The organism is Actinoplanes nipponensis (genome assembly GCF_016862275.1).
GTDB lineage: Bacteria > Actinomycetota > Actinomycetes > Mycobacteriales > Micromonosporaceae > Actinoplanes > Actinoplanes nipponensis.
Genome location: NZ_BOMQ01000017.1, coordinates 43907 through 66716 on the forward strand (window position 1 = coordinate 43907; position 22810 = coordinate 66716).

General features: G+C 73.9%; 16 protein-coding genes. 3 read left to right on the plus strand and 13 right to left on the minus strand.

Annotated elements, in window-relative coordinates:
- Positions 1 to 22: 22 nt before the first annotated feature.
- Positions 23 to 868: a patatin-like phospholipase family protein gene (locus tag Ani05nite_RS06580; RefSeq protein ID WP_203766018.1), complete on the plus strand. Its 846-nt coding sequence runs from the start codon at positions 23 to 25 to the stop codon at positions 866 to 868.
- Positions 869 to 871: 3 nt separating this feature from the next.
- Here the strand turns inward: Ani05nite_RS06580 and Ani05nite_RS06585 are convergent, their stop codons facing one another.
- Positions 872 to 1348, minus strand: a complete 477-nt coding sequence (locus Ani05nite_RS06585; RefSeq protein WP_307836694.1) for a TIGR03618 family F420-dependent PPOX class oxidoreductase — start codon at positions 1346 to 1348, stop codon at positions 872 to 874.
- Entirely contained in the window at positions 1297 to 2007 is a 711-nt protein-coding gene (locus tag Ani05nite_RS06590; protein WP_203766020.1) for a tetratricopeptide repeat protein, read from the minus strand. The genes Ani05nite_RS06585 and Ani05nite_RS06590 overlap by 52 nt, the downstream gene beginning before the upstream one ends.
- A gap of 80 nt (positions 2008 to 2087) precedes the next feature.
- On the opposite strand from Ani05nite_RS06590, the gene Ani05nite_RS06595 reads away from it, so the two are divergent.
- Positions 2088 to 3017 carry a hypothetical protein gene (locus Ani05nite_RS06595; RefSeq protein WP_203766022.1) on the plus strand — a complete coding sequence of 310 codons (930 nt, stop codon included), beginning with the start codon at positions 2088 to 2090 and terminating at the stop codon, positions 3015 to 3017.
- Positions 3018 to 3023: 6 nt separating this feature from the next.
- Here Ani05nite_RS06595 and Ani05nite_RS06600 read toward each other — a convergent pair whose 3' ends face one another.
- From Ani05nite_RS06600 to Ani05nite_RS06635, 8 genes are all read right to left on the minus strand, one after another.
- Positions 3024 to 3665, minus strand: a complete 642-nt coding sequence (locus tag Ani05nite_RS06600) for an SDR family oxidoreductase (protein ID WP_203766024.1) — start codon at positions 3663 to 3665, stop codon at positions 3024 to 3026.
- A gap of 9 nt (positions 3666 to 3674) precedes the next feature.
- Complete coding sequence (locus Ani05nite_RS06605) at positions 3675 to 4394, minus strand: hypothetical protein (RefSeq protein ID WP_203766026.1); 720 nt, start codon at positions 4392 to 4394, stop codon at positions 3675 to 3677.
- Between the two features lie 43 nt (positions 4395 to 4437).
- The gene (locus Ani05nite_RS06610; protein WP_239129401.1) at positions 4438 to 5484 is read right to left on the minus strand and encodes a LacI family DNA-binding transcriptional regulator; all 1047 of its coding nucleotides are present in this window, start codon (positions 5482 to 5484) and stop codon (positions 4438 to 4440) included.
- Between the two features lie 80 nt (positions 5485 to 5564).
- Complete coding sequence (locus tag Ani05nite_RS06615; RefSeq protein WP_239129404.1) at positions 5565 to 6836, minus strand: DUF1996 domain-containing protein; 1272 nt, start codon at positions 6834 to 6836, stop codon at positions 5565 to 5567.
- An 8-nt stretch (positions 6837 to 6844) separates the two neighbouring features.
- A complete protein-coding gene (locus Ani05nite_RS06620; protein ID WP_203766028.1) occupies positions 6845 to 8593 on the minus strand; it encodes a discoidin domain-containing protein in 1749 nt (582 codons plus the stop codon).
- A 246-nt stretch (positions 8594 to 8839) separates the two neighbouring features.
- Complete coding sequence (locus Ani05nite_RS06625; protein ID WP_203766029.1) at positions 8840 to 10165, minus strand: MFS transporter; 1326 nt, start codon at positions 10163 to 10165, stop codon at positions 8840 to 8842.
- Positions 10155 to 11405: a type III PLP-dependent enzyme gene (locus Ani05nite_RS06630; protein WP_203766031.1), complete on the minus strand. Its 1251-nt coding sequence runs from the start codon at positions 11403 to 11405 to the stop codon at positions 10155 to 10157. Before Ani05nite_RS06630 ends, Ani05nite_RS06625 begins: the two co-directional genes overlap by 11 nt.
- Before the next feature lie 32 nt (positions 11406 to 11437).
- Positions 11438 to 14230, minus strand: a complete 2793-nt coding sequence (locus tag Ani05nite_RS06635) for a putative bifunctional diguanylate cyclase/phosphodiesterase (RefSeq protein WP_239129406.1) — start codon at positions 14228 to 14230, stop codon at positions 11438 to 11440.
- 175 nt (positions 14231 to 14405) lie between these two features.
- On the opposite strand from Ani05nite_RS06635, the gene Ani05nite_RS06640 reads away from it, so the two are divergent.
- A complete protein-coding gene (locus Ani05nite_RS06640; protein WP_203766033.1) occupies positions 14406 to 17645 on the plus strand; it encodes a GH92 family glycosyl hydrolase in 3240 nt (1079 codons plus the stop codon).
- Here Ani05nite_RS06640 and Ani05nite_RS06645 read toward each other — a convergent pair.
- From Ani05nite_RS06645 to Ani05nite_RS06655, 3 genes are read right to left on the minus strand one after another with little or no spacing between them, the layout of a single operon-like run.
- Positions 17624 to 18001 carry a VOC family protein gene (locus Ani05nite_RS06645; protein WP_239129408.1) on the minus strand — a complete coding sequence of 126 codons (378 nt, stop codon included), beginning with the start codon at positions 17999 to 18001 and terminating at the stop codon, positions 17624 to 17626. The genes Ani05nite_RS06640 and Ani05nite_RS06645 overlap by 22 nt on opposite strands.
- A gap of 2 nt (positions 18002 to 18003) precedes the next feature.
- Entirely contained in the window at positions 18004 to 18426 is a 423-nt protein-coding gene (locus Ani05nite_RS06650) for a PPOX class F420-dependent oxidoreductase (RefSeq protein ID WP_203766035.1), read from the minus strand.
- 55 nt (positions 18427 to 18481) lie between these two features.
- Positions 18482 to 22690 (minus strand): GH92 family glycosyl hydrolase, encoded by a 4209-nt coding sequence (locus Ani05nite_RS06655; protein WP_377881053.1) that lies wholly within the window; start codon positions 22688 to 22690, stop codon positions 18482 to 18484.
- Between the last annotated feature and the right edge of the window lie 120 nt (positions 22691 to 22810).

Here is a 22810-nt window from a genome sequence, read left to right on the forward strand (position 1 = left end):
CCGCGCATGGTTGACTCGGATCGTGACGAACGCACTCGTGCTCGCCGGGGGCGGCGTGGCCGGCATCGCGTGGGAACTGGGCGTGCTGCGCGGTCTCGCGGATGCCGACCCGGACCTGGCCGCCCGGATCCTGGCCGCGGAGCTGGTGGTCGGCACGTCGGCCGGCTCGTCGGTCGCCGCCCAGATCACCAGCGGCGTCCCGCTCGACGACCTGTACGCCGCCCAGCTGCGCCCGGAGACCGCCGAGATCGAGGTCGACGTGGACCTGGAGCAGCTCTGGGCCGACTTCGCCGCGGTGCTGGCCGGCGCCACCGGGGCCGCCGAGGCCGGCCGCAGGGTGGGCGCGTTCGCGCTGGGCGCGCCGACCGTCGCCGAGCCCGTACGGCTGGCCGCGATCGACGCCCGGCTGCCGCGCAAGCAGTGGCCGGAGCGCCCGCTGCTGATCCCGGCGGTCGACGCGCTGACCGGGGAGCTGACCGTCTTCACCCGTGACTCCGGCGTGGCGCTGGTGGACGCGGTGGCGGCGAGCTGCGCGGTGCCCGGGGTCTGGCCGCCGGTCACCATCGGCGACCGCCGCTACCTCGACGGGGGCGTGCGCTCGGGCACCAACGCCGATCTCGCAGCGGGCGCCGACCGGGTGCTGATCGTCACGCCCGCCCCGCCCGGCGCGCCGCAGCCGGCCGGCAGCCTCGACGACGAGCTCGCCGCGCTCGCCCCCGGCCGGGGCTTCGTGATCGGCGCGGACCAGCCCTCGGTCGAGGCCTTCGGCGTCAACCCGCTGTCGCCGGCGACCCGGGCGCCGGCCGCCCGCGCCGGCCGGGTCGTCGGCGCCGCCCGGGCGGCGGCCCTGGCGGATTTCTGGCGCTGACGGTCAGCTGCCGTAGATCCGGTCCGGGGTGATCAGCACCGCGGTGCGCCGCTGCTCCGCCATCACCCGGTCGTACTCCGCCCAGTCGTCGTGCGAGCCGCCCGCCGCGGTGAAGATGCCGCGCAGCAGCAGCCGCAGGCCCTCGGCGTCCAGCCAGGACCGTGGGTCGTCCGGGCCGGCCAGCTCGGCGCGGCCCTCGACCGCCGCCCACCGCCAGCCGGTGCGGAAGGTCGTCGTCACCTGGGGCCGGACCCGCAGGTTGGCCAGCTTCACCCGGCCGTACGTGACGAAGGCCAGCACCGGCCCGCCGGTCGCCGGATGGTCGACGATCCCGGTGTTGACCAGGGAGGACTGGATGGTCGCGTCGGCCCGCAGGGTGGCCACGACGGCCAGGCCGCTGTCCTGGGCGGCGAGGGCCCAGGCCGCTGTCAGGGTGTCGATTGTCCCGCCTCCGCCTTCTCGAGGAACTGCGCCATCCAGCCGGTACGCGAGGCGCTGAGGCCGGCCTCCCGCGCCTGGGCGACCGCCTCGCGGACGTGGGCCAGGCCCTGTTCCCGCCGGCCGTCGGCGAGCTCGGCGATGCCCAGCGCCACCGTGCCGCCCGGGATCCAGCGCGGGTCGCCGAGCTCGACCCGCAGCTCGTGCGAGATGCGCAGGTGTTCCAGCGCCTTGTCCGACTGCAAATCCGACATCGCATAGTAGAAACCGACGTGGCGGTGCACCTCGGAGCGCAGCAGCAGGTCGCCGTGCTTCTCGGCCAGCTCCAGGGCCTCCCAGTAGTACGGCATCGCGGCGGTCCAGTCCTGGCGCAGCACCTGGTGGACCAGGCCCACGCCGAACAGCGACGCGGCCGTGCCGGCCGGGTCGCCGAGGTTGCGGCGGATCTCCAGGGCCTGCTGGAAGAGCGCTTCCTCGCCGTCGCTGTCGGCCTCGGCGAGGTCGCCCTCGAGCGCCCGGAAGTGCATGAGCATCGCCTGCCGGTCCAGCACGGCGGCCTCCAGCGCCCGGTCGCCGTCGGCCCGCGCCCGGGTCAGCAGCTCCTGGAAGGTCCGCTCGGCCGCCGTGTAGTCCCCGGTGCGGAACGCGGCCTCGGTCATCGCCTCGTCGCCGGCCGCCAGTGTGTCCCCCGTTGTCCCCATTCTTGGCAGGCTACTGCCCCTCCGGCGGCCCGGGTGTCCCCCCGCGCGTTTGCTTGCCCCGGTCTGCTCGAATCAAGGGCGTGACCGACGACATCGAAACCCGCCTCGCCGCCCTGGCCGGGCTGGCCCGCGAGGCCGAGCTGCTCCGCGAGCGCCGCGCCGAGCTGGACCGGCGGCTCGCCGGGCAGACGGCCGCCGTGGCCGAGCTGCGGCGCGGCTGGGCGGGCGAGCTGCGCGACGTCGAGCGGCTGGAGAGCCTCTCGTTGTCCCGGGTGCTGGTCGCGTTGCGCGGGGCGCGGTCCGAGGAGCTGTCCCGCGAGCGGGCGGAGGCCGACGCGGCCCGGTACCGGCTGGCCGAGGGGGAGAGCCGGCTGGCCGCGATCCAGGCGGAACGGGCCGCCGTCGAGGCCCGGCTCGGCGACCTGGCGGATCTGCCGGTCCGGTTCGCGGCGGCGATCGACGACAAGGAGCGCCACCTGCGCGCGGCCGGCGGGCCGCAGCTGGGCCGGCTGCTGGCGGTGGCCGAGGAGCGCGGCCGGGCCGAGGCGGAGCTGCGCGAGCTGCACGAGGCCGGGGCGGCGGCGGAGGCCGCGCTGAGCGCGCTGGGCGAGGTGCGGCGCCAGCTGCAGCTGGCCTCGGGCCGCCAGAGCGCCGACAACCTGCTCGGCGGGGCGCTGACGGTGGGCCGGCCGCACTGGCTCGACGGCGTGGCCTGGGCGGCGGCGCACGCCGACCGCTGCCTGGCGGTGCTGCACACCGAGCTGACCGACGTTCAGCTGGCCCGGCCGCTGGGCGCCGTGCCGAGGGCGATCGTGGCGCCGACCGGCTTCTCGCAGCTGTTCTTCTCCAACATGATCATCCGGGACCAGATCAACCAGGCGATCCGGTCCACGGACGGCTCGGCCGCCCTGGTCGCCGGGGCTCGGCAGGAGATCGCCCGGCGCACCGAGGCGGTCCACGCCCACTGGACCGCCCTGCAGCGCGAACGCCGGGCGCTGCTGACGGCCTGAGCCGGATCAGAGCGCGGCCAGCGCCTCGGGGATCGCGGTGTCGCCGGCGAACAGCTCGAACGTCCGGCCGATGGTGGCCGGCGTGGTCAGCACGGCGGCCAGCACCGCGGCCACGTCGTCGCGCGGCACCGGGCCCCGCCCGCCCGGCTCGGCCGACACCCGGACCAGGCCGGTGCCGGGGTCGTCGGTCAGCGAGCCCGGCCGCACGATCGTGTGGTCCAGCCCGGCGGCCCGGACGTAGTCGTCGGCCTCGGCCTTGGCCCGCAGGTAGGCGCGCATGCTCTCGCCGGCCGCGTCCGGGCGGTCCGCCCCGATCGAGGAGACCATGACGTACCGGCGTACCCCGGTGTCGCGGGCCGCGTCGGCGAGCTTGACCGCCCCGCCCAGGTCGACCGTCCGCTTGCGCGCGGGACCGCTGCCCGGCCCGGCGCCGGCCGCGAAGACCACGGCGTCGGCGCCCCGCACGTACGCGTCCAGGCTCTCGTCGTGCTCCAGGTCGCCGATCACCGGGACCGCTCCGACCGCCCGCAGCTCGGCCGCCTGGGCGGGGGAACGGATGAGGCCGCGGGCGGTGTGGCCGTGCGCGGCGAGCAGCCGGAGCAGGCGGAGGGCGACCTGGCCGTGGCCGCCGGCGACGAGAATGTCCATGCCTCTGTTCTACCCCGCCGGCTGCGGCGCCGGCGCGAACGCGACGTCGGTCACGTCCGCGGCCAGCTCGGTGAAGTCGGTGCCGTAGGCGGCCGGCTCGACGATCCGCAGCACCAGCGCGAACGGCCGGTCGGCGCCGTACTGCCGGTCCAGCGCCCGGTGCCGGCTCGCGAGGTACCGGGCGGCGGCCAGGTTCGCCCCCGCGGTGAGGCCGCCCAGCAGGAAGACCGGGCGGCCGCGGGTGGGCCCCCAGAACCGCGCGAGCAGCACGTAGGTGGTGTCCGGGCTGCGCGCGTACTCGGTCCCGCCGACCGTGAAGGCGAGCCGGGCGGCGGCGGGGTCGTAGTCGGCGAAGGTCACGCCGCGCAGGATGGTGCGCAGGTGGACGGCGCTGCGGGGGTTGGCCACGCCGGGGCCGCCGACGCAGAACTCGGTCAGCCGGCCGATCTCGCCGGCCGGCTCGGCCTCGCCGACCCGGTCGGCCCGGGCGCCGCATTCCCGGGCGATGGTGGCCAGCTCCACCAGCGCGGCGACGTCGCGGCGGTGGACGCTGTTCTCGCTCGGGGAGGACGCGTGCCGGGACGCCACCAGCAGGCAGCTCGCCCCCTCGGTGAGCCCGAAGAAGGCGCGCTCGCGGGCGAGGCGGCGCCGGCGCAGCAGGAAGCCGGCGAGCCAGACCGCCGTACCGGCGATGACGCTGGCCAGCAGATTGATCAGGAGGTCTCCCACGGCGTCATGATGTCCGATGGGGACCAGCCGGCGTCCCGCGGGCTCAGGCGGACTCGCGGACCACCAGGGTGGGCTGGAAGGTCACCGAGCGGGGCAGCCGGCCCGGGGCGGCGATGTGGGCCATCAGCACCTCGGCCATCTCGGCGGCCATCTCCTCGACCGGCTGGCGGATCGTGGTCAGCAGCGGCCGGCAGTCGAGCGCGGCGCTGCTGTCGTCGAAGCCGACCACCGCCAGGTCGTCGGGCACCCGCCGGCCCAGGTCCTGCACGGCCCGCAGCGCGCCCTCGGCCATCAGGTCGCTGGCCACGAACAGCCCGTCGATGTCGGGATGCGCGGTGAGCAGCCGGCGCGCGCACTCCTCGCCGCCGTGCCGGGTGAAGTCGCCCTCGACCGCCGGCACGTCGGGGATGCCGCGGCCGGCCAGGTACGACCGGAAACCGTCGAGGCGGTCCGAGCCGGACGGGATGTCCAGCGGCCCGCTGATGGTGGCCAGCCGCCGGCAGCCGCGGCCGAGCAGGTGCTCGGCCGCCAGCCGGGCGCCCAGGCGCTGGTCGACGTCGACGAAGCTGGCGGCCAGCGGGGACGCGGGCCGGGCCGAGATCACCGCCGGGATGCCGAGCTCGTGCAGCTGGCGGGGGAGCGGGTCGGCCTCGTGGCTGCTGATCAGCAGCACCCCGTCCACGTGGCCCTGGCGCAGGTAGCGGATGACGTGGTGGTGGTCCGTCGAGTCGGTCGGGATGATCACCAGGTGGATGTCGTGCGGGCGCAGCGCGCCGGTGGCGCCGGCGGTGACCCGGCCGAAGTACGGGTCGGTGAAGACCCGGTTGAGGAACGAGGTGTCGTACGGCCGGTCCGGCTCGGAGATCACCAGGGCCACGGAGTTGGACTTGCGGGTCACCAGCGAGCGGGCCGCCACGTTGGGCACGTAGCCGGTGTCGGCGATCGCGCGCTGGACGATCTCGCGGATCTTCGCGTCGACGCTGGGCGCGCCGTTGATCACCCGGGACACGGTCGCCCGCGAGACCCCGGCCGCCTCGGCGACCTGGTCCATCGTCGGGTGCTGCCCTCCGCGGGCGGGCCGGGTAGTCATGGCGTCTGTTATAGCACCAGGCGATTTCTGCCTGAGAGCGCTTTCTCGGCGGGCGGAGTCGGGTGGCCCGCGGCGTCATCTCAGGGCCGTCCGTTCGTGCCGCACTTGACGATGACCCGGATGCAGTCGTTGACCCGGCGGGCCATCTCGTCCACCGGCCAGGCGTTGAAGAAGTCGCCGTGCATCGTGTATCCGGGGCCGGACGCGAGCCGGAAGCCGGCCGTGCTGCCGTTCACCGGGTAGCGCATGACCTGGCGCAGCTTCGGCACCACCACCGGGTGGCTGGCCGGGCAGGCGTTGCCGACCGGGTACGCCATGTGGCTCTTGTGGTCGGGCGAGTCCAGGTTGACCCCGTCCCAGCAGTGCGGGAAGTCCAGGTACGACTCCAGCATCGAGCCGGCCGGGCAGGTCACGAAGTCGTGCGACGAGCCGGCGTCCCCGGCGTGCAGGCAGGACCAGCGCGAGATGGTGTTGTCGTCCGGCCCGGTGGCCTTGGCGTTGCCCGCCACGATCCGCAGGCCGAAGGGCAGCGGGCGGGTCTGCGCGATCAGCGCGTCGCTGACCCCCTCGCCCAGGTAGTAGAAGATGCCCGTGGTCGGCTCCACCGGCACGTTGTTGTTGTAGAAGGTCGGGATCCAGTACGACGACTTGTCGATCGACGGGTTGCAGTTGCTGTTCGCGTTGACCAGGTCGTCGACGGTCGAGTTGCCGTTGGTGACCGTGCTGCCGAAGAAGCTGTGCATGTGCGAGGCGCCCGGCATCTTCGGGAAGACGATCGGGTCGTCGGGCAGCCGGTGGCTGAACGGGCAGTCGGCCAGGAACTCGGCCACCCGCACGGCCCCGGGCGGGATGGTCGGCGGGGGCGCGGTGCCGCCGCCGCTGCCGTACACCTCGAACTCGGTCAGGGACACGCCCCACTGGGTGGCGCGGGCGGTGGACAGCATGCGGACGTAGCGGCCGGAGCCGCTGACGGCGACGTTCTGGCGCCCGCCGGTGCCGGCGACGTCGGCCTTGACGGTGGTCCAGGAGCTGCCGTCGGCGGAGACCTGGAGGGAGAAGGTCCGCGAGTACGCGGTCTCCCAGGCCAGCACCACCGATGACAGCGTGGCGGCCCCGCCCAGGTCGACCTGCAGCCATTGCGGGTCGCTGAAGGCGCTGGACCAGCGGGTGCCCGGGTTGCCGTCGACGGCGTTGGCGGCGGGGAAGGCGGCGGACTCGGTGGAGGAGGCCGTGGCCGGCCGGTTCGCCGAGAGCAGCCCGTCGGCGGCGCTGGCGGCGTTCTGGGCGATGGCCACGTACCCGGTGAGGATGGTCGCGACCGCGGCCGCGATGGACAGACTTCGCTTGCGCATGGGTGTCCTCACTTGTAGACGCGGACGTAGTCGACGAGCATCCGGGCCGGGAACGGGGTGGACGCGTCGATCGGGCCGGGGAAGTCGCCCCCGACGGCCAGGTTGAGGATGATGTAGAACGGGTGGTCGAAGATCCACGGCCCACGGGTGGCCTCGACGGTGGCCTTGCTGGCGTAGAAGACCTGGTTGCCGTCGAGCAGGAACCGGATGCCCTTGCTGTCCCACTCGGCCGCCCAGACGTGGAAGTCCTGCGACAGGTCCACGGTGGCGTACTTCTGGCCGTAGCCGCCGGCGCCGTTGTACTGCGGGGCGTGCAGCGTGGAGTACGCCTCGCCGGTGTTGCGGCCGAGGACCTCCATGATGTCGACCTCGCCGTTGTACGGCCACGGCCGCCCGGTGAGGAAGTCGGCGCCCATCATCCAGAACGCCGGCCACAGCCCGTTGCCCTTCGGCACCTTGATCCGGGCCTCGACCCGGCCGTACTGGGTGGTGAACTTGCCGCCGGTGTTCATCCGCGCCGAGGTGTAGTCGCGGCCGTTGACGGCTTCCTTGCGAGCCTCGATGACCAGCTGGCCCTGGCCGTTCATCTGCGCGTTGTTGCTGTTCTCGGTGTAGTACTGGAGCTCGCCGTTCTGCGGGACGCCCGGGTCGTAGGTCCACTTCGCCGTGCTGGGCCGGGTGCCGGCCGGGTCGTTGAACTCGTCGTTGAAGACCAGCCGGGTGGCCGGGAAGACGGGGTCGGCGGGCGGGGCCGGCGGGGCGGTGGGGGCGCCGCCGGTGCCGTAGACGTTGAAGTCGTAGAGCGAGTAGCCGTACGGGGTGGCCCGGGCGGTGCCGTACATCCGCACGTAGCGGCCGCTGCCGGTGACGTTCAGGACCTCCTTGAAGCCCTTGCCGGTGGTGGTCGAGTAGATGTCGGTCCAGCTGCTCCCGTTGGCCGAGACCTGGATCCGGTACGACGTCGCGTACGCCGGGTCCCACTGCAGCTCCACCCGGCTGATCTGGGCGGTCGCGCCGAGGTCGACGGAGATCCAGCCGGGGTCGACCCAGCCGGTGGTGGAGCTGGTCGCCCAGCGGGTGGCCGGGTCCAGGTCGAACGCCTTGCCGGCGGTGCACGGGTTGCAGTTGACGTCGTTCTGCTCGCTCGACGCCGTGCCCGGCTTGTTGTAGGACAGCAGCGTCGCGGCGCCCGACGGCGGCGGTGTGGTCGGGCCGGTCGGCGGCGTGGTCGGTGTGCCGCCGCCCGCGAACACCTGGAACTCCCACAGCGAGTAGCCGTAGATGGCCAGGGCCCGCTCGGTCAGGTTGAGCCGGACGTAGCGGGCGGTGCCGGCCACCGTGACGGTCTGCTCGCCGACGTTGCCGCGCAGCGTGCCGGTGGCGTTGGTGAAGGTGGCGCCGTCGCCGGAGAACTGCACCGTGAACGCCGTCGCGTACGCGGCCTCCCAGTTCAGCTTGATGCTGCTGACCGCGGTCGGCGCGCCCAGGTCGACCTGCAGCCACTGGGCCGGCGCGAAGGCGCTGGACCAGCGGGTGCCGGTGTTGCCGTCGGTGGCCGCGGCGGCGGGGGTGCCCGCCCACTCGACGGAGGACGCGGTCGTGGGCTTGCCCTGCGAGACGACGACCTCGGCCGCGTCGGCCGCGCGGACGGTGGCGACCAGGTAGGCCGCGAGCAGACCGAGCAGGGCGAGGGTGAGCGCGGCGGCCCGCGCCGGGGCGAGCCGGCGCCCACCGCCTCGGAAAACTGCAGGACTCATGGGGAGGTCCTCCTTGCGGGGAATCAAGAGGGATGGGTCAGAGCGGTTTCCGCAATGCTTCGGGGATGAGAAAGCGCTCTTTGGTACGTCACTCTGAACCCGCTGATTACCGGTGTCAATGCCTGGTAGTGGCTCGGGAAGCGCTTCCCCGCAACGTCCCGCCGGGCCGCGGCGGGATCGATGCAGGTGAACGGCCCGCACGGTGCTCACCGGGGGCCGGCCACACCGGAGTTGCGGAACCTGGGGTCAGTCGGTGGCCGGCGCCACGCGGCGGTGCGGCCGCGGCATCGACGTCACGACCCAGAACGTCAGCGCGCCGACGCCGAGCACCGCGATCAACGCGCTGACCGCCCGGTCGATCGCCTGGGCGGTGACCACCAGCGGCAGGACCTTCACCGCCGCCGCGCCGCCCAGCGCCCGGACCGACGCGCTGTAGGCCAGGGCCGTGGTGACGCCGTCCCGCGGCGCCTCGCCCGCGACCAGCGCGTCCATGTCACCCTCGAACGCGGTCTGGCTCATCCCGGCCAGGAACTGGGCGATGAGCACGCTGACCGCGTGCAGCGGCGCGCCGATCCAGCCGACCAGCATGGCCAGTCCCCACAGCGACCAGCGCAGCACGGCGGGCAGCCGCATGGTGCCGATCGCCTCGACCGCCACCGTGGCCAGCAGGCAGCCCAGGCTGAACGCCACGGCGACGCCGGCCACCCAGGCGCGGCCGTGCAGCTCGTCGGTGAGGGGCACCGCGAGCAGGGTCGGGCCCGACGCGAGCAGCATGATGCCGCCGCCCGCGACCAGCAGCCGGGGGGACACCAGCGGGCGCCGGGCCGTTCGGCGGCCGGGATCGCGGCGGTGTCCGGCGCGCACCCGCCGGGCCGCCGGGTGGCCGACGGCGTACCCCAGGATCCGGGCCGGCATGGTCCCGCGGGCCGCGCCCAGCGGGGTCATCCGGGCCCGGCGGGAGCTGATGATCGTGGGGATCAGCGCGCCCGCGTACGCGACGAAGACGGCCCCCAGCACCCAGCCGGTCGGGTGGCCCGCCGGGCCCACGGGCAGCAGCGCGGCCAGCCCGGTCCCGGCGGCCTCGATCGCCGCGATGGCCAGGGCGTACCGCGTCATCGACCGCGGCCGGGCGTCGACCGCCGCCACCTCGGCCCGCATCGCCGCGAAGCCCACCCAGGCCGCCACATGCATCGCCGTGACGGTCAGCGCGATCAGCCAGGGCGGCAGCCCGGCGATGAGCCCGGCGAGCGCGCCGACGCGCAGCAGGATCTCCGTGCCGGCGGCGCCGCGCAGCAGCGTACGGCCGGCGTAGCGGCGGGAGAGCCGGCCGGTGACCGGCGCGGACAGCACGACGCCGAGCAGCATCGCCGCGTTGTAGAGGGCGGCCTCGGCCAGCCCGCCGTGGGCGACGGCCAGCAGCACGAGGATCGTCCAGCCCAGGGCCATGCCGAACGAGTCGGCCACCCCCGCGACCACGAGCTCGCGCAGCCGGCCGGCGCGGCGCAGGCCGACCGGTCCGACGCCGCGGTGCCCGCCGCCCCTCGGCGCCCGCCGCGGCCGGTCAGCGACCACCGCGGGATCCGGCCCGGACCAGCTCCTGCGTCAGGTCCCGGGCGTCCGCGCCGCCCGCCCGGCCGCCGACGAAGAGCGGCGTGGGCGGGGCGAAGCCGTTGAAGGCGGACGCGTAGCTGAGGGTGTAGGCGCCCGCCGAGCCGATGTAGACGACGTCGCCCACGTCGATGCCGGCCGGCAGCGCGACGCCGGAGAACATCGTGTCGGAGCTGTCGCAGCTGGGCCCGGTGACGGTGAACGGCAGCGTGGCGACCTCGCCGTGCCCGGGCACCGACGACCACAGCGGATAGTCCCAGCCGGTCGGCACCTGGATCGTCTCCATCATGCCGTTGTAGGCGCCGACCTCGACGAACAGCCAGTGCTCGCCGGCGCGGACCTCCCGGCCGATCACCGCGACGGCCATGACCGCGGCCTCGGCGACCAGGTACCGGCCCGGCTCGGCGGCGATCAGGCCCGGCCGGTACGGCAGCAGCTCGGCCAGCGCCGGCAGCACCATCGCGCCGATCTCCGCGATCGACGGCACGTCCGCCAGGTACCGGGCCGGGAAGCCGCCGCCCAGGTCGAGCAGCTCGAGCCGGATGCCTTCGGCCAACAGCCCGGCCATGATCGACCCGGCCGTGCCGATGGCGTGCCGCCACGCGCCCGCGGTGGCGCACTGCGAGCCCACGTGGAAGGTGATCCCGTACGGCCGCAGCCCCAGCCGCCGGGCCAGCGTCAGCAGGTCGTGCGCCTCGGCGGCCTCGGCCCCGAACTTGCGCGACAGCGGGAAGGAGCTGGCGGTGTCGTCGACCAGCAGCCGCAGGTAGACCGCGCTGCCCGGGGCGTTCGCGGCGATCTTGCGCAGCTCGTTGGCGGAGTCGAAGCTGAACCGCCACAGCCCGGCGGCGTGCGCGGCGGCGATGTGCGCCGGCGGCTTGACCGGGTTGCTGTAGAGCACCGCGGCCGGGTCCACGCCGAGGCGTTCGAGCATCCGCAGCTCACCCAGGGAGGCGACCTCGAAGCCGGCGCCGTGGTCGCGCAGGGTCGCCAGGATCTCCGGCGCCGGGTTGCACTTCATGGCGTAGAACGGCCGCACGCCCGGCAGCGCCGCGGTGAACCCGGCCAGCCGGTCGACGACCGTGTCCAGGTCGGTGACCAGGTACGGGGTGGGCAGGTCGATGACCTCGAGGCAGTCCGGGGCCAGCGCGGCGGGCCACGGGGCGGGCAACGCCGGGCGGGCGCCGGTGAGGGCGGCGGTCATGCGGACTCCTGCAACTGTCGGGGGAGGGGAACTCAGGCGGTGGACTGCTGCGCCCCGGCGCCTTCGAGCAGCAGGCGGCCGGCCTCGCCGGCGGGCACCGGGCGGGAGAAGTAGAAGCCCTGGGCGAACGTGCAGCCCATCGCCCGCAACGCGGCGAGTTGGCCGTACTCCTCGATGCCCTCGGCGACCGTGGACATCCCGAGGCTCTGCCCGAGCTGGACGATGGTGTTGGCCAGCGCGGTGTCGTCGGTCTGCTCGCCGAGCCGCTCCACGAACGAGCGGTCGATCTTGAGGGTGTCCACCGGGAACCGGCGCAGGTAGGCCAGCGAGGAGTAGCCGGTGCCGAAGTCGTCGATGGCCAGCGTCACGCCGAGGGCCTTGAGCCGGACCAGCTGGGCCAGGTTCTCCTCGGTGTCGGTCATCAGCACGCTCTCGGTCATCTCGAGGCAGAGCTGGTCGGCCGGCATGCCGGTGCGGGTCAGCACCTCGCGGACGACGGTCGGCAGGTCGCTGCGGTCGAACTGGCGGACCGAGACGTTGACGGCCATCTTGACCGGCCGCCGGCCGTCGCGCGCCGCCCACTCCATGGCCTGCCGGCAGGCCTCCTCCAGCACCCAGCGGCCCAGCGGCACGATCAGGCCGGTGGCCTCGGCGATCGGGATGAAGTCGAGCGGGCTGATCAGCCCGCGGACCGGGTGCTGCCAGCGCACCAGGGCCTCGAAGCCGACGACCCGGCTGTCGGTCATGTCGATGGTGGGCTGGTAGTGCAGCCGCAGCTCGCCGCGGTCCAGCGCCAGGCGCAGGTCGGCCTCGAGCTCCAGGCGCTCCACCAGGCCGGCCAGCATCTGCGGGTCGTAGCTGGCGAAGCCGCTGCCGCCGGCGCCCTTGGCCCGGTACATGGCCAGGTCGGCGTTGCGCATGAGCTGCTCGGCGTCGTCGGCGTCGGTGTCGCCGGCGTCGAGCGCGGCGTACGTGGCCAGCCCGACGCTGCCCCGCACGTGCAGGTCGCGGGTGTCGATCCGGAACGGCTCGTGCAGCCCGTCGACGATGCGCTGGGCCACCAGCTCGGCCTCGCCCGCGCCCAGCGCCGAGCGGATCAGCACGGCGAACTCGTCGCCGCCGAACCGCGCCACCATGTCGCCCTCGCGCACCGAGGCGGTCAGCCGGTCGGCCACCCGGACCAGCAGCTGGTCGCCGGCCAGGTGTCCGAGGCTGTCGTTGACCTCCTTGAAGCCGTCCAGGTCGAGGAAGAGCACGGCCACGTCGTCGTCCGCGCCGCGCGCCTCCAGCGCCTCGGCCACCTTCTCGCGGAACAGGGCCCGGTTGGCCAGCTGGGTCAGGGCGTCGTGGTACGCCTCGTGCACCAGCTGCTCCTGCAGCTCCTTGCGCTCGCTGATGTCGCGGGTGTTGAGCACCAGGCCGCCGACGTTGGGGTCGTCGAGCAGGTTGGTCACGGTGATCTCGGCCTGGCGCGCCCGCCCGTCGAGGTGGGGCAGGGTGAGCTCCAGCACGGTGGTGGCGTACGGCCGGCCGCTCACCGAACGCAGCGCGTCCAGCAACCGCGTGGCCGAGTCGGAGGTGAACCACTGCGTGACGGTCCGCCCGGTGAGCATGGCCGGGGTGTAGCCGAAGACCCGCTGCACCGACTCGCTCTGGTAGATCACCACGGCGTCGACGCCCACCACGGTCACCACGTCGGAGCTGTGCTGGACCAGCGCGTGGAAGCGCTGCTCGCTGGCGTACAGCTCGGCGGTGCGGTCGGCGACGCGGGCCTCCAGGTTGCGGGTCAGGTTGCGGTTCTCCAGCAGGGTGAGCAGCTGACGGCCGACGATCAGCAGGATCAGGGCCGAGCGGGTGTAGGCGACCAGGTCGGAGGAGAGCCCGGTGCGGGCGAACCAGACGACGCTGGTGACCAGCGAGGCGAGCACGGCCACGTACGGCAGCAGCACCCCGAACGGCTGACCGCCGTCGCCGTCCACGCTCGGCGCCGGGCGCTCGGTGGCGCCGCGGGCCGGGACCGGCTTGGTGGCGGCCAGCATGATCAGCGAGAAGCCCGCGAACCAGCCGACGTCGGTGCCCCGGCCGGAGGTGTACGCGCCGGTCAGGTTGAGGTAGGCGTACGCGATGTCGGAGGCCGCGAAGGCCACGATGCCGGCGCCGACCAGGGCGAGGTGGCTGAAGGTGCGGCCGCGGCGGCCCTGCATCGCCAGCATGTAGACCACGATCGTCACCATGACGACGTCGCCGAGCGGGTAGGCGAGGCTCACGTAGAGGGTGAGCGTGCTGTCGCCGCCCGACGCGAGCAGCGGTTCGATCACCAGGAACCAGGCGATCAGCACCAGCGAGGCGGCGACCATGAGGCCGTCCAGCACGCTGCGGACCCGGTTGGCCAGCGACTGGGTGGCCACCGGCAGCACCAGCAGGCCGGCCGAGGACAGCAGGATCATGCCCAGGTAGCCGATGTCGGCCTGCGACGGCAGCGGCACCGTGCCGGTGAACGTCTCGAGCCAGATGGCGCAGGCCTGGCCGGCGCCCCAGCAGAGCACGCCGAGGCCGAGCAGGGCCCAGCCGGCCCGCCGGCGGCCGCGGAAGGCCGCGGCGCGCAGCAGGCAGGCCAGCGCCGCCGAGCCGGCGGCGGCGCAGAGGCCCAGGTTGGAGATGGCCGGCGAGGCGTCCGGCCCGCCGAGGCCGGTGACCAGCACGAGGCCGAACGCGGCGACGACGACACCGACGGCGATGCAGAGCCGGGCCCAGCGGTGGACGCCACGGGGCGTCGGCGGTGCTGTGCTGGCTGCTGTCACGGTCATCTCCCGGCGCTCGGCCACCCCGGGCAGGGTGGTCGTACCCGCCGAGATCGGATTCCCGGATACCGACTTGAGGGGTTTCGCCGGGCCCGCGGGTGCAATCGGGGTGCCCGGCGGCCCGCATTCATTGACAGACTTCGCTGGCTTGTGACAACGTTGTCAGGAATTGTTGACGTCGTTGACCGGAGGTGCCCCGATGACCCGTCGGCTCCTGGCGGCCCTGCTGCTGGTCGTCTCCGCGGGCGCCGTGAGCCCCGCCCGGGCGGCGGCCGCCGCGGAGGACCCCGTCGCCCTGGTGCACCCGTTCGTCGGCACGCGGAACTTCGGCAACACCTTCCCGGGCGCGAGCGCGCCCTTCGGCATGGTGCAGGTCAGCCCGGACACCGGCGGACAGGGCGGCTACGACTACGCACAGAGCAGTATCTACGGCTTCAGCCAGACGCACCTGTCCGGCGTCGGCTGCGGCGTCGCCGGCGAACTGCCGATGCTGCCCACCACCGGCCCGGTCGGCACCGGGGACCCGGACCAGTACCGCTCGCCGTTCTCGCACGCCGACGAGCAGGCCGAGCCGGGCTACTACCGGGTCGGCCTGACGCGCTACCAGACCACCGCCGAGCTGACCGCGACCGCCCGCACCGGCTGGCAGAAGTACACGTTCCCGGCCACCGGCGCGGCCAACGTGCTGTTCAACACCGGCCGGGCCAACCAGCCGGTGTTCGACTCGGAGATCCACGTCGTCGGCGACCGCACGGTCGAGGGCCGCGTCCGGGCCGGCAACTTCTGCGCCGGCCGGGACGACCACACCGTCTATTTCACGGCCGCCTTCGACCGCCCGTTCACCGCCACCGGCACCTGGCGCGGCTCGGCGCTCACCCCTGGCGGGCGGGACGCGGCCGGGTCCGGCGGCAACGGCGCCTGGGTCACCTTCGACGCCACCGAGGACCGCGACGTGGTGGTCAAGGTCGGGCTGTCGTACACCGGGCTGCCCGGCGCCCGGCAGAACCTGGCCGCGGAGACCGCGGGCTCGTACGACTTCGCCGCCACCCGGGCCGCCCTGCGCGCCACCTGGGCCGCCGAGCTGGACCGGATCACCGTCCGCGGCGGCCCGGCCGAGCGCCGCGGCGTCTTCGCCACCGCGCTCTACCACTCCCTGCTGCACCCGAACCTGGCCGGCGACGTCGACGGCCGGTACCTGGGCTTCGACCGCGCGGTGCACACCGCCGAGGGGTACACGCCGTACCAGAACTTCTCGCTCTGGGACACCTACCGGCCGCAGAACCAGCTGCTCGAACTGCTGGTGCCCGCGGTGGCCCGGGACGTGGCGCTGTCGGTGGTGGCGATCGGGCGCGACGGCGGGTGGCTGCCGCGCTGGGCGCTGGCCGCGAGCGAGACCAACATCATGACCGGCGACCCGGTCACCCCGTTCCTGGTCGAGGCGTGGTCGAAGGGGCTGCTGGCCGGGCACGAACGGGAGGCGTACGCGCTGCTGCGGCGCAACGCCACCGCGCGGCCGCCGGCGGGCTCGCCGTCCAACGGTCGCACCGGGCAGGACTTCTACGCCGACCGCGGGTACGTCCCGTCCGGGCTGGCGCGTGGCCAGGACTGCGCCGACCGGGGCGGGGACAACGACTGCGACCACCCGGCGTCGGCGACGCTGGAGTACGCGGCCGCCGACGCCGCCCTGGCCCTGATGGCCGAGGGGCTGGGCGAGTCGGCGGACGCGGCGCTGTTCGCGCGGCGGGGGCAGTGGTACCGCAACCTCTGGGACTCCTCGATCGGCCAGTTCCGTCCCCGCACCGTCGAGGGCACCTGGCTGACGCCGTACGACCCGGTGGCCGCGGACGAGCAGTTCCACGAGGGCGGGGCGTACCAGTACCAGTGGCTGGTGCCGCAGGACCCGGCCGGGCTGGTGCGACTGATGGGCGGCCGGGCGGCGGCCGAGCGGCGGCTGGACGCCTTCTTCGTTCACGACAAGCTGCTCACCGACCCGGCCGGCACCGCCCGCAACGACTGGATCGCCCGGCCGTACGACTACTACGCCAAGCCCACGTACAACCCGAACAACGAGCCGGACCTGCTGGCGCCGTACCTGTACCACTGGGTGGGCGACCCGGCCAGGACCGCCACCGTCGTGCGGGCCGCGATGACCCTGTTCACCACCGGGCCCGACGGCATGACCGGCAACGACGACCTCGGCACGATGAGCGCCTGGTACGTGTTCTCGTCGCTGGGCCTCTACCCGACCATGAGCGGCGCCGACTTCCTGGCGCTGTCCAGCCCGCAGTTCCCGTCGGCGACCGTGCGCACCGGCGGCGGCACGCTGACCATCACCGCGCCCGGCGTCTCGGACGCCAACCGCTACATCCAGCGGGTCACGCTGAACGGCGCCCCCGTGGCGAGGAACTGGCTCGCCTGGTCGGCCGTCGCCCGCGGCGGCACCCTCGCCCACACCCTGGGCAGCGAGCCGTCCGCCTGGGGCCGGTCGGCCGCCGCCGAGCCGCCGTCGGTCAACCACGCGCCGGCGGACGACCGCACCCACGTGGACGCGACGCTGCGCCCGGCGAGCGCGGCGCTGCCCGCGGGCTCGGCAACCGTGCAGCAGGCGGCCTTCCAGGTCGACGTGGTCGCCCAGGCCCCGCTGACGATCGCCCCCCGGGTCACCGCGTCGGTGCCGGCGGGCTGGACGGCGACGGTCACCCCGCGCGGGCCGAAGCCGCTGGTGACCCGGCACCTGCCGATCGGGGCCACCGCCACGGTCACGGTCCGCGCGCCGGCCGGGACGACCGTGGGCGCGTACCCGGTCGAGGTCTCGGTGACCGCGCCCGGCGCCACGCCGGTCCAGCGGACCGCCTCGGTCACCGTGCGGGAGCCGCTGGCCTGCGCCGGGCCGCCCGGCCCGGCCTGCCCGGTCGACCTCGCCGCCGAACGCACCGTCGACGGCACGGCCACCGTCGCCGCCCCGGCGGAGGGCGACTTCGACGGCGGCGGCTGGAGCTACGACGCCGCGCTGCTGCCGGCCGCCGGCCCGGTGACCTGGGACGGCGTGCCCTACCAGGCGCCCGACCCGGCCGGCCCGGCGAAGAACTTCGTGCCGGCCCGCGGCCAGTCGCTGCTGCTGCCGGCCGGCGACCACGCGGCGGTGAAGCTGGTCGCCACGACCCACAACGGGCCGGTCACGGCCGCGCTGACGATCGGGTACGCCGACGGCACATCCGCCCCGGCCACGGTGACCGTGGCGGACTGGTGCGGCCCGGCGGCCACCGGCACGACGACAGCGCTGGCGCTGCCGCACCGGATCAAGGCCGGTCAGGGTGTGGACGGACCGCCGGTCAGCCTGTTCGGGGTGAGCCTGCCGGTGGCGGCGGGGAAGCAGGTCCGCTCGATCACCCTGCCGAACGACGCCCGGCTGCTCCTCTACGCGGTGACGCTGGCCTGATCCTTGTCGAGGCAGAACTCGTTGCCCTCGGGGTCGGCCAGCACGGTCAGCCCGTCGGTCTCCCCGAGCACCCGGGCGCCGAGCCCGGTCAGCCGGGCCAGCTCGGCGACCGGGTCCTCGGCGTTCAGGTCCAGGTGGACGCGGTTCTTCACGGTCTTGGGCTCGGGCACCTGGGTGAACCAGATCCGCGGCCCGCCTCCCGGACCGGGCAGCACCAGCACGGTCGGGTCCTCGTCGGGATCCGGGTCGCCGGGACCGTACGGTGCGATGCGGTGGTCGTCGAGCACCCGTACCCACCAGCGGGCCAGGGCCGGCGCGGACGCGCAGTCGACGACGATGTCCATGAGGCGGGCCACGGCTACATCACCCAGCCGTAGAGCCGTTCCACGCGCAGGCTCAGCACCAGCCGGCCGTCGGCGACCATGGCCCGGCGGTAGTCGTCCCAGTCCGGGTGTTCCTCGCCGCGGATCAGCCGGTAGATCTCGATGAGCTCCTCGACCGTGGCGTCGTGCTCGTCGGCCGACGGCGGGGAGAAGGACGCGGTGGCCTCGGCGACCGCGTAGCCGGCGCCGCCGGGCCCGGCCACGCGCAGGCTGGCGCGCGGGTCGCGGCGCAGGTTGTGCACCTTGGCCAGGGAGCTGCGGGTGGAGGCGCGCAACACCCGGGTCGTGTCGTCGGCGGTGTAGTTCACATCGGACAGTTGCGGGCGGCCGTCGCGCTTGATGGTGGCGAGGGTGCCGAGATCGGCCGCGGCGATCGCGGCCCACAGAGGATCGGACATACAGGCCAGGCTAGACGCAGCCGCCTCCCCGGCGGGGAGGCGGCTGCGCCGGGCGTCAGAGTTTCGCGCACTGCCCGAGGCGGGGCCCTCCGCCGTCGTCGGGCAGGCCGTTGTCCACCGGCGCCGGCTGGTTGCCGGAGCAGGTGAGCGGGCCGCCGACGGTGTTGCCGGCGACCACCGTGGCGGTCTTGTTGCCGAGCAGCGTCACCGCGCTCTTGAGGGTGGAGTGCTCCAGGCTGACCGGGCCCGAGCCGGTGACCGTCACCGGACCGCTGACCGTGGTGTCCAGCAGCGCGACCGTGCCCGCGCCGGTCGCGGTGACCGCCGCGCGCAGGGTCGCCCCGGTGGCGTAGAGCGAGGCGCCCCGCGACACCGAGACCAGGCCGGTGATCTGGGCGCCGGCCTTGACGCAGGTGACCCCGGAGCGCACCGAGACCGCGCCGACGACCTGGTCGGAGATGGTGGTGGTGCAGGCCGGGGCCGGGATGCCCAGCAGTTCGATCTCGGCCAGCGTGCCGGCCGGGCCGGCCTCCAGCCGGTAGTGCCGGTACCGCCCGGGTGAAGCGATCTTGAAGGGCCGGGTCTGCAGGCGCCAGTCGAACTTCTGGTCGCTGCGCTGGTCGATGGTCGTCCAGGTGGTGCCGTCGTAGGAGCCCTTCAGCGTCCACGACGACGGGTCACCGGCCGCCGCCGGGCCCGACGTCAGGGTGTAGTAGCTGGCCTGCTCGCCCGCGGAGGCGAAGGTGTACTGCCACCCGTCGGCGAACGTGGCCTGGGTGGTGGACGTGTCGTCGACCAGCGCCGGCGCCGAGGCCGTGCCGCGGCCCGGGCCGGTCAGGTCGCGCAGCGGATTCGCCACCGCGTCGCCGGTGGTGAGCGACGGCGGGGCGGCGTCCCGGCCGGTGCCCCAGGTCGACGGCGACGGGCCCATGGTGAAGTCCAGCGTCGCGCCGTCGGCCAGCAGCGCGTGCGGCAGCGACGTGGAGCCGTACGCCTTTCCGTTGACCTTCAGCGACTGCACGTAGACGTTCCGGCGGCTGTTGCCGGGCGCGTTGACGACGATCTTCCGGCCGTTCTCCAGGTTGACCGTGGCCCTGGTGAACAGCGGCGAGCCGATCGCGTACGCGGGGCGGCCCATCTGCAACGGGTAGAAGCCCAGCGCGCTGAACACCTGCCAGGCGCTCATCTCGCCGTTGTCCTCGTCGCCCGGGTAGCCCTGGCCGATCTCGCTGCCCAGGTACAGCCGGGCGGTGGCCTCGCGGACCAGCCGCTGCGCCTGGTCCGGCCGGCCCGCGTAGTCGTACATGTAGGGGATGTGGTGCGACGGCTGGTTGCTGAAGCCCCACTGGCCCATCCGGACGTCGCGGGCCTCGTACATCTCGTGGATCGGGCCGCCGTACGAGCCGTGGAAGGTGGCCGTCTCCGGGGTGGCGAAGAACTTGTCCAGCTTCCGGGCCAGGCCGTCGCGGCCGCCGTACAGGTTGGCCAGGCCCTGGCCGTCCTGCGGCACGTGGAACGCCATGTTCCAGCCGTCGGTCTCGGTGTAGTCGTAGCCCCAGACCCGCGGGTCGTAGGTCTCCGGCGGGTTGCGCCACCCGCCGGCCGAGCTCTTGCCCTGGAAGAAGTCCACCGACGGGTCGAACATGTGCACGTAGTTCAGCGCCCGGTTGCGGAAGTACTCGGCCTCCTCGGCGTACTGCCGCGCCCGCGGGCCGCCCTCGGCCGCCAGCGCCTCGGCCATGTTCGCGATGCCGAAGTCGTTGATGTAGCCGTCCATGGCCCAGCTCATCGCCTCGCCGGTGACGTCCCTGGGCGTGTAGCCCTTGAAGATCGCGCCGGCCAGACCCTTGCGGCCGACGTTGGCATTCGGCGGCGTGACCGTCGCGTTCTTCACCGCGGCCCGGTACGCCGTCTCCGCGTCGATGCCCGGCACCCCCTTGAGGTACGCGTCCGCGAAGGCCACGTCCGAGCTGGTCCCGACCATCAGGTTGGCGTAGCCCGGCGACGACCAGCGGGAGATCCAGCCGCCGTCGCGGAACTGCTGCACGAACCCGTCCACCATCTCGCCCGCCTGCCGCGGCGTCAGCAGCGAGTACGCCGGCCACGTGGTGCGGTACGTGTCCCAGAACCCGTTGTTGACGTAGACCTTGCCGTCCACGACGGGCGCGCCGGTCCGCGTGGGGGTGCTGGCCGGGCTGGTCACCGCGGACTGCACGGTGTGCCGGTAGACCGGCTCGTCGTTGCTGCCGGTGTTCTCGTAGCCCGAGTTGGGATAGAGGAACAGCCGGTACAGGTTCGAGTAGAGCGTGACGAGCTGATCCTCCGACGCGCCCTCGACCTCGACGGTGTGCATCTTGGCGTCCCACAGCTCGCGGGCCCGGTCCCGGACCGAGGCGAGCGTCGCGTCGGCGGCGATCTCCAGGTCCAGGTTGTGCCGGGCCTGCTCGACGCTGATCAGCGAGGTGGCGATGCGCATCCGCACGGTCTTGTCCGCGGTGGTGTCGAACTTCAGGTAGCCGGTGGACGGGCGGTTGCCGGTGGGCAGCATGCCGCTCGCCGTGACCGGGGCGTCGACGGTGGCGTACATGAACATCCGGGTGAAGCCGGCGGAGAGGCCGCCGCTGTTGACGTCCGACCAGCCCGAGACCGCCTGGCCGGCGGCGTCGATGGTCAGCCCGGACCGGCTGTCCACGTTGTCGAGGATCAGGTTGCCGCTGTCGCCGGTGAAGGTGAACTGGAGCAGCGCGGCGTGGTCGGCCGGCGCGATCTCGGTCCGGAGCCCGTTGTCGAAGGTCACGCCGTAGTGGTACGGCTTGGCCACCTCGTTCTCGTGCCCGAAGGCCAGCGCCCGGTTGGCCCGGTTGGCGTCCGGCACGCCGGTCGCCCCGCTCGGCATCACCTGGAACGTCTGCCGGTCGCCCATCCACGGGCTGGGCTCGTGGCTGGCCGAGAACGCCTGCAGGGTGGGCCGGTTGGCCGCGTTGTTCTGGCGGTGGTACTCGTACAGCCAGCTCGTGGTGCCGGCGTTGGTGACCGGGGTCCAGAAGTTGAAGCCGTGCGGGACCGCGGTCGCCGGGAAGTTGTTGCCGCGGGAGAAGTCGCCCGAGGACATGGTGCCGCGGCGCGTCTCGGCGTACTCGGCGAGGTGCTCCCGGGGCCGGGACGCCGGGACCTCGGCGAGCGCGATGTCGTCGTACCAGGCCCGGAAGGTGGTGGGTCCGCTCGGCTTGTCGTACGCGATCAGGATGCGGTCGACGGTCCTGCCCGCCGCGACCTCGCCGATCCGCGCGGTCCGCTTGTTCCACTGGGCGGTGTACAGCGTCTGCGACGCGCCCTGCGCGGCGGCGCTGACCACCACGCCGTGCTGGTCGACGGCCCGGAGATCCGACAGGTACGTGCCGTCGGTGAACGCCAGGTCGACCGCGGTGTACGTGGCCGGGTTGCTCAGGTCCTCCCGGTTGAGTTCCGGCAGCACCAGGTACGACAGCTCGGTGTCGGCGGTGACCGCCACGTCCACGTCGAAGACCTGGTTGGTCGAGTGCCCCCGGCCCTCGGCGGTGTGCCGCCCGGCGATCTGGAACGCCTGGAGCCCGGTGAAGCCCACGCCCGCCTTGGCGGTGGGGGAGCTGGCCGGCCCGGGACCGGTCCGGCTCTGCATCGGCCCGGCCGGCGGCGGCGTCACGTCGGCGCCGGCCAGCTCGAGCTCGGCGAGCTGGGTGAGGTCGCCGGACGGGTGCCCGGTGATGCTCAGCCGGTAGATCGGGAACGAGCCCGGGTCGGCGACGGTGTAGGTGCGGGTCTGGAAGCGCTCGGCGAAGGTCTGCCCGGTCCGCGTGTCGACCGTGGTCCAGGTGCTGCCGTCGGCGGAACCCTGCAGGGTCCAGTCCCGGGGGTCGCGTTCGGGGGCGTCGTTGGCCGAGGTCAGCGCGTATCCGACGACCTCGGCGGGGGCGTCCAGGGTGTACTGCGCCCAGCTCGTCGGGGTGTCGACCAGCCACTTGGTGGCCGAGTCGCCGTCGTTGAGGTTGGCCCGGCCCTCGTTGCCGTTCGGCTCGGCGTTGACCGCGATGGCGGTGACGTGGCCGCGCAGGCTGCCCGGCATGCCGACGACGACGGTGCCGTCGACGCCACCGCTGCCGGCCTCCGGGTCGACCGTGTCGGTCCAGTCGGGTTGCGGATCGCCGGTCTCGAAGGACGAGCGGAACGAGCCGGCGGCGGCCGCCGCGGCCGCACCGCCCGTGGCTACCGCCGCCGCTGCCGCGATCAGTGTGACGGATAACAGGGCGACGCCCCATCGTGGCCGGTGCATGCCGTCTCCTCCTGGAAGTTGTAAGGAAACCTCCGCGAGACATCGTCATGTGTAAGTCTGTCGATCCGCAAGGGT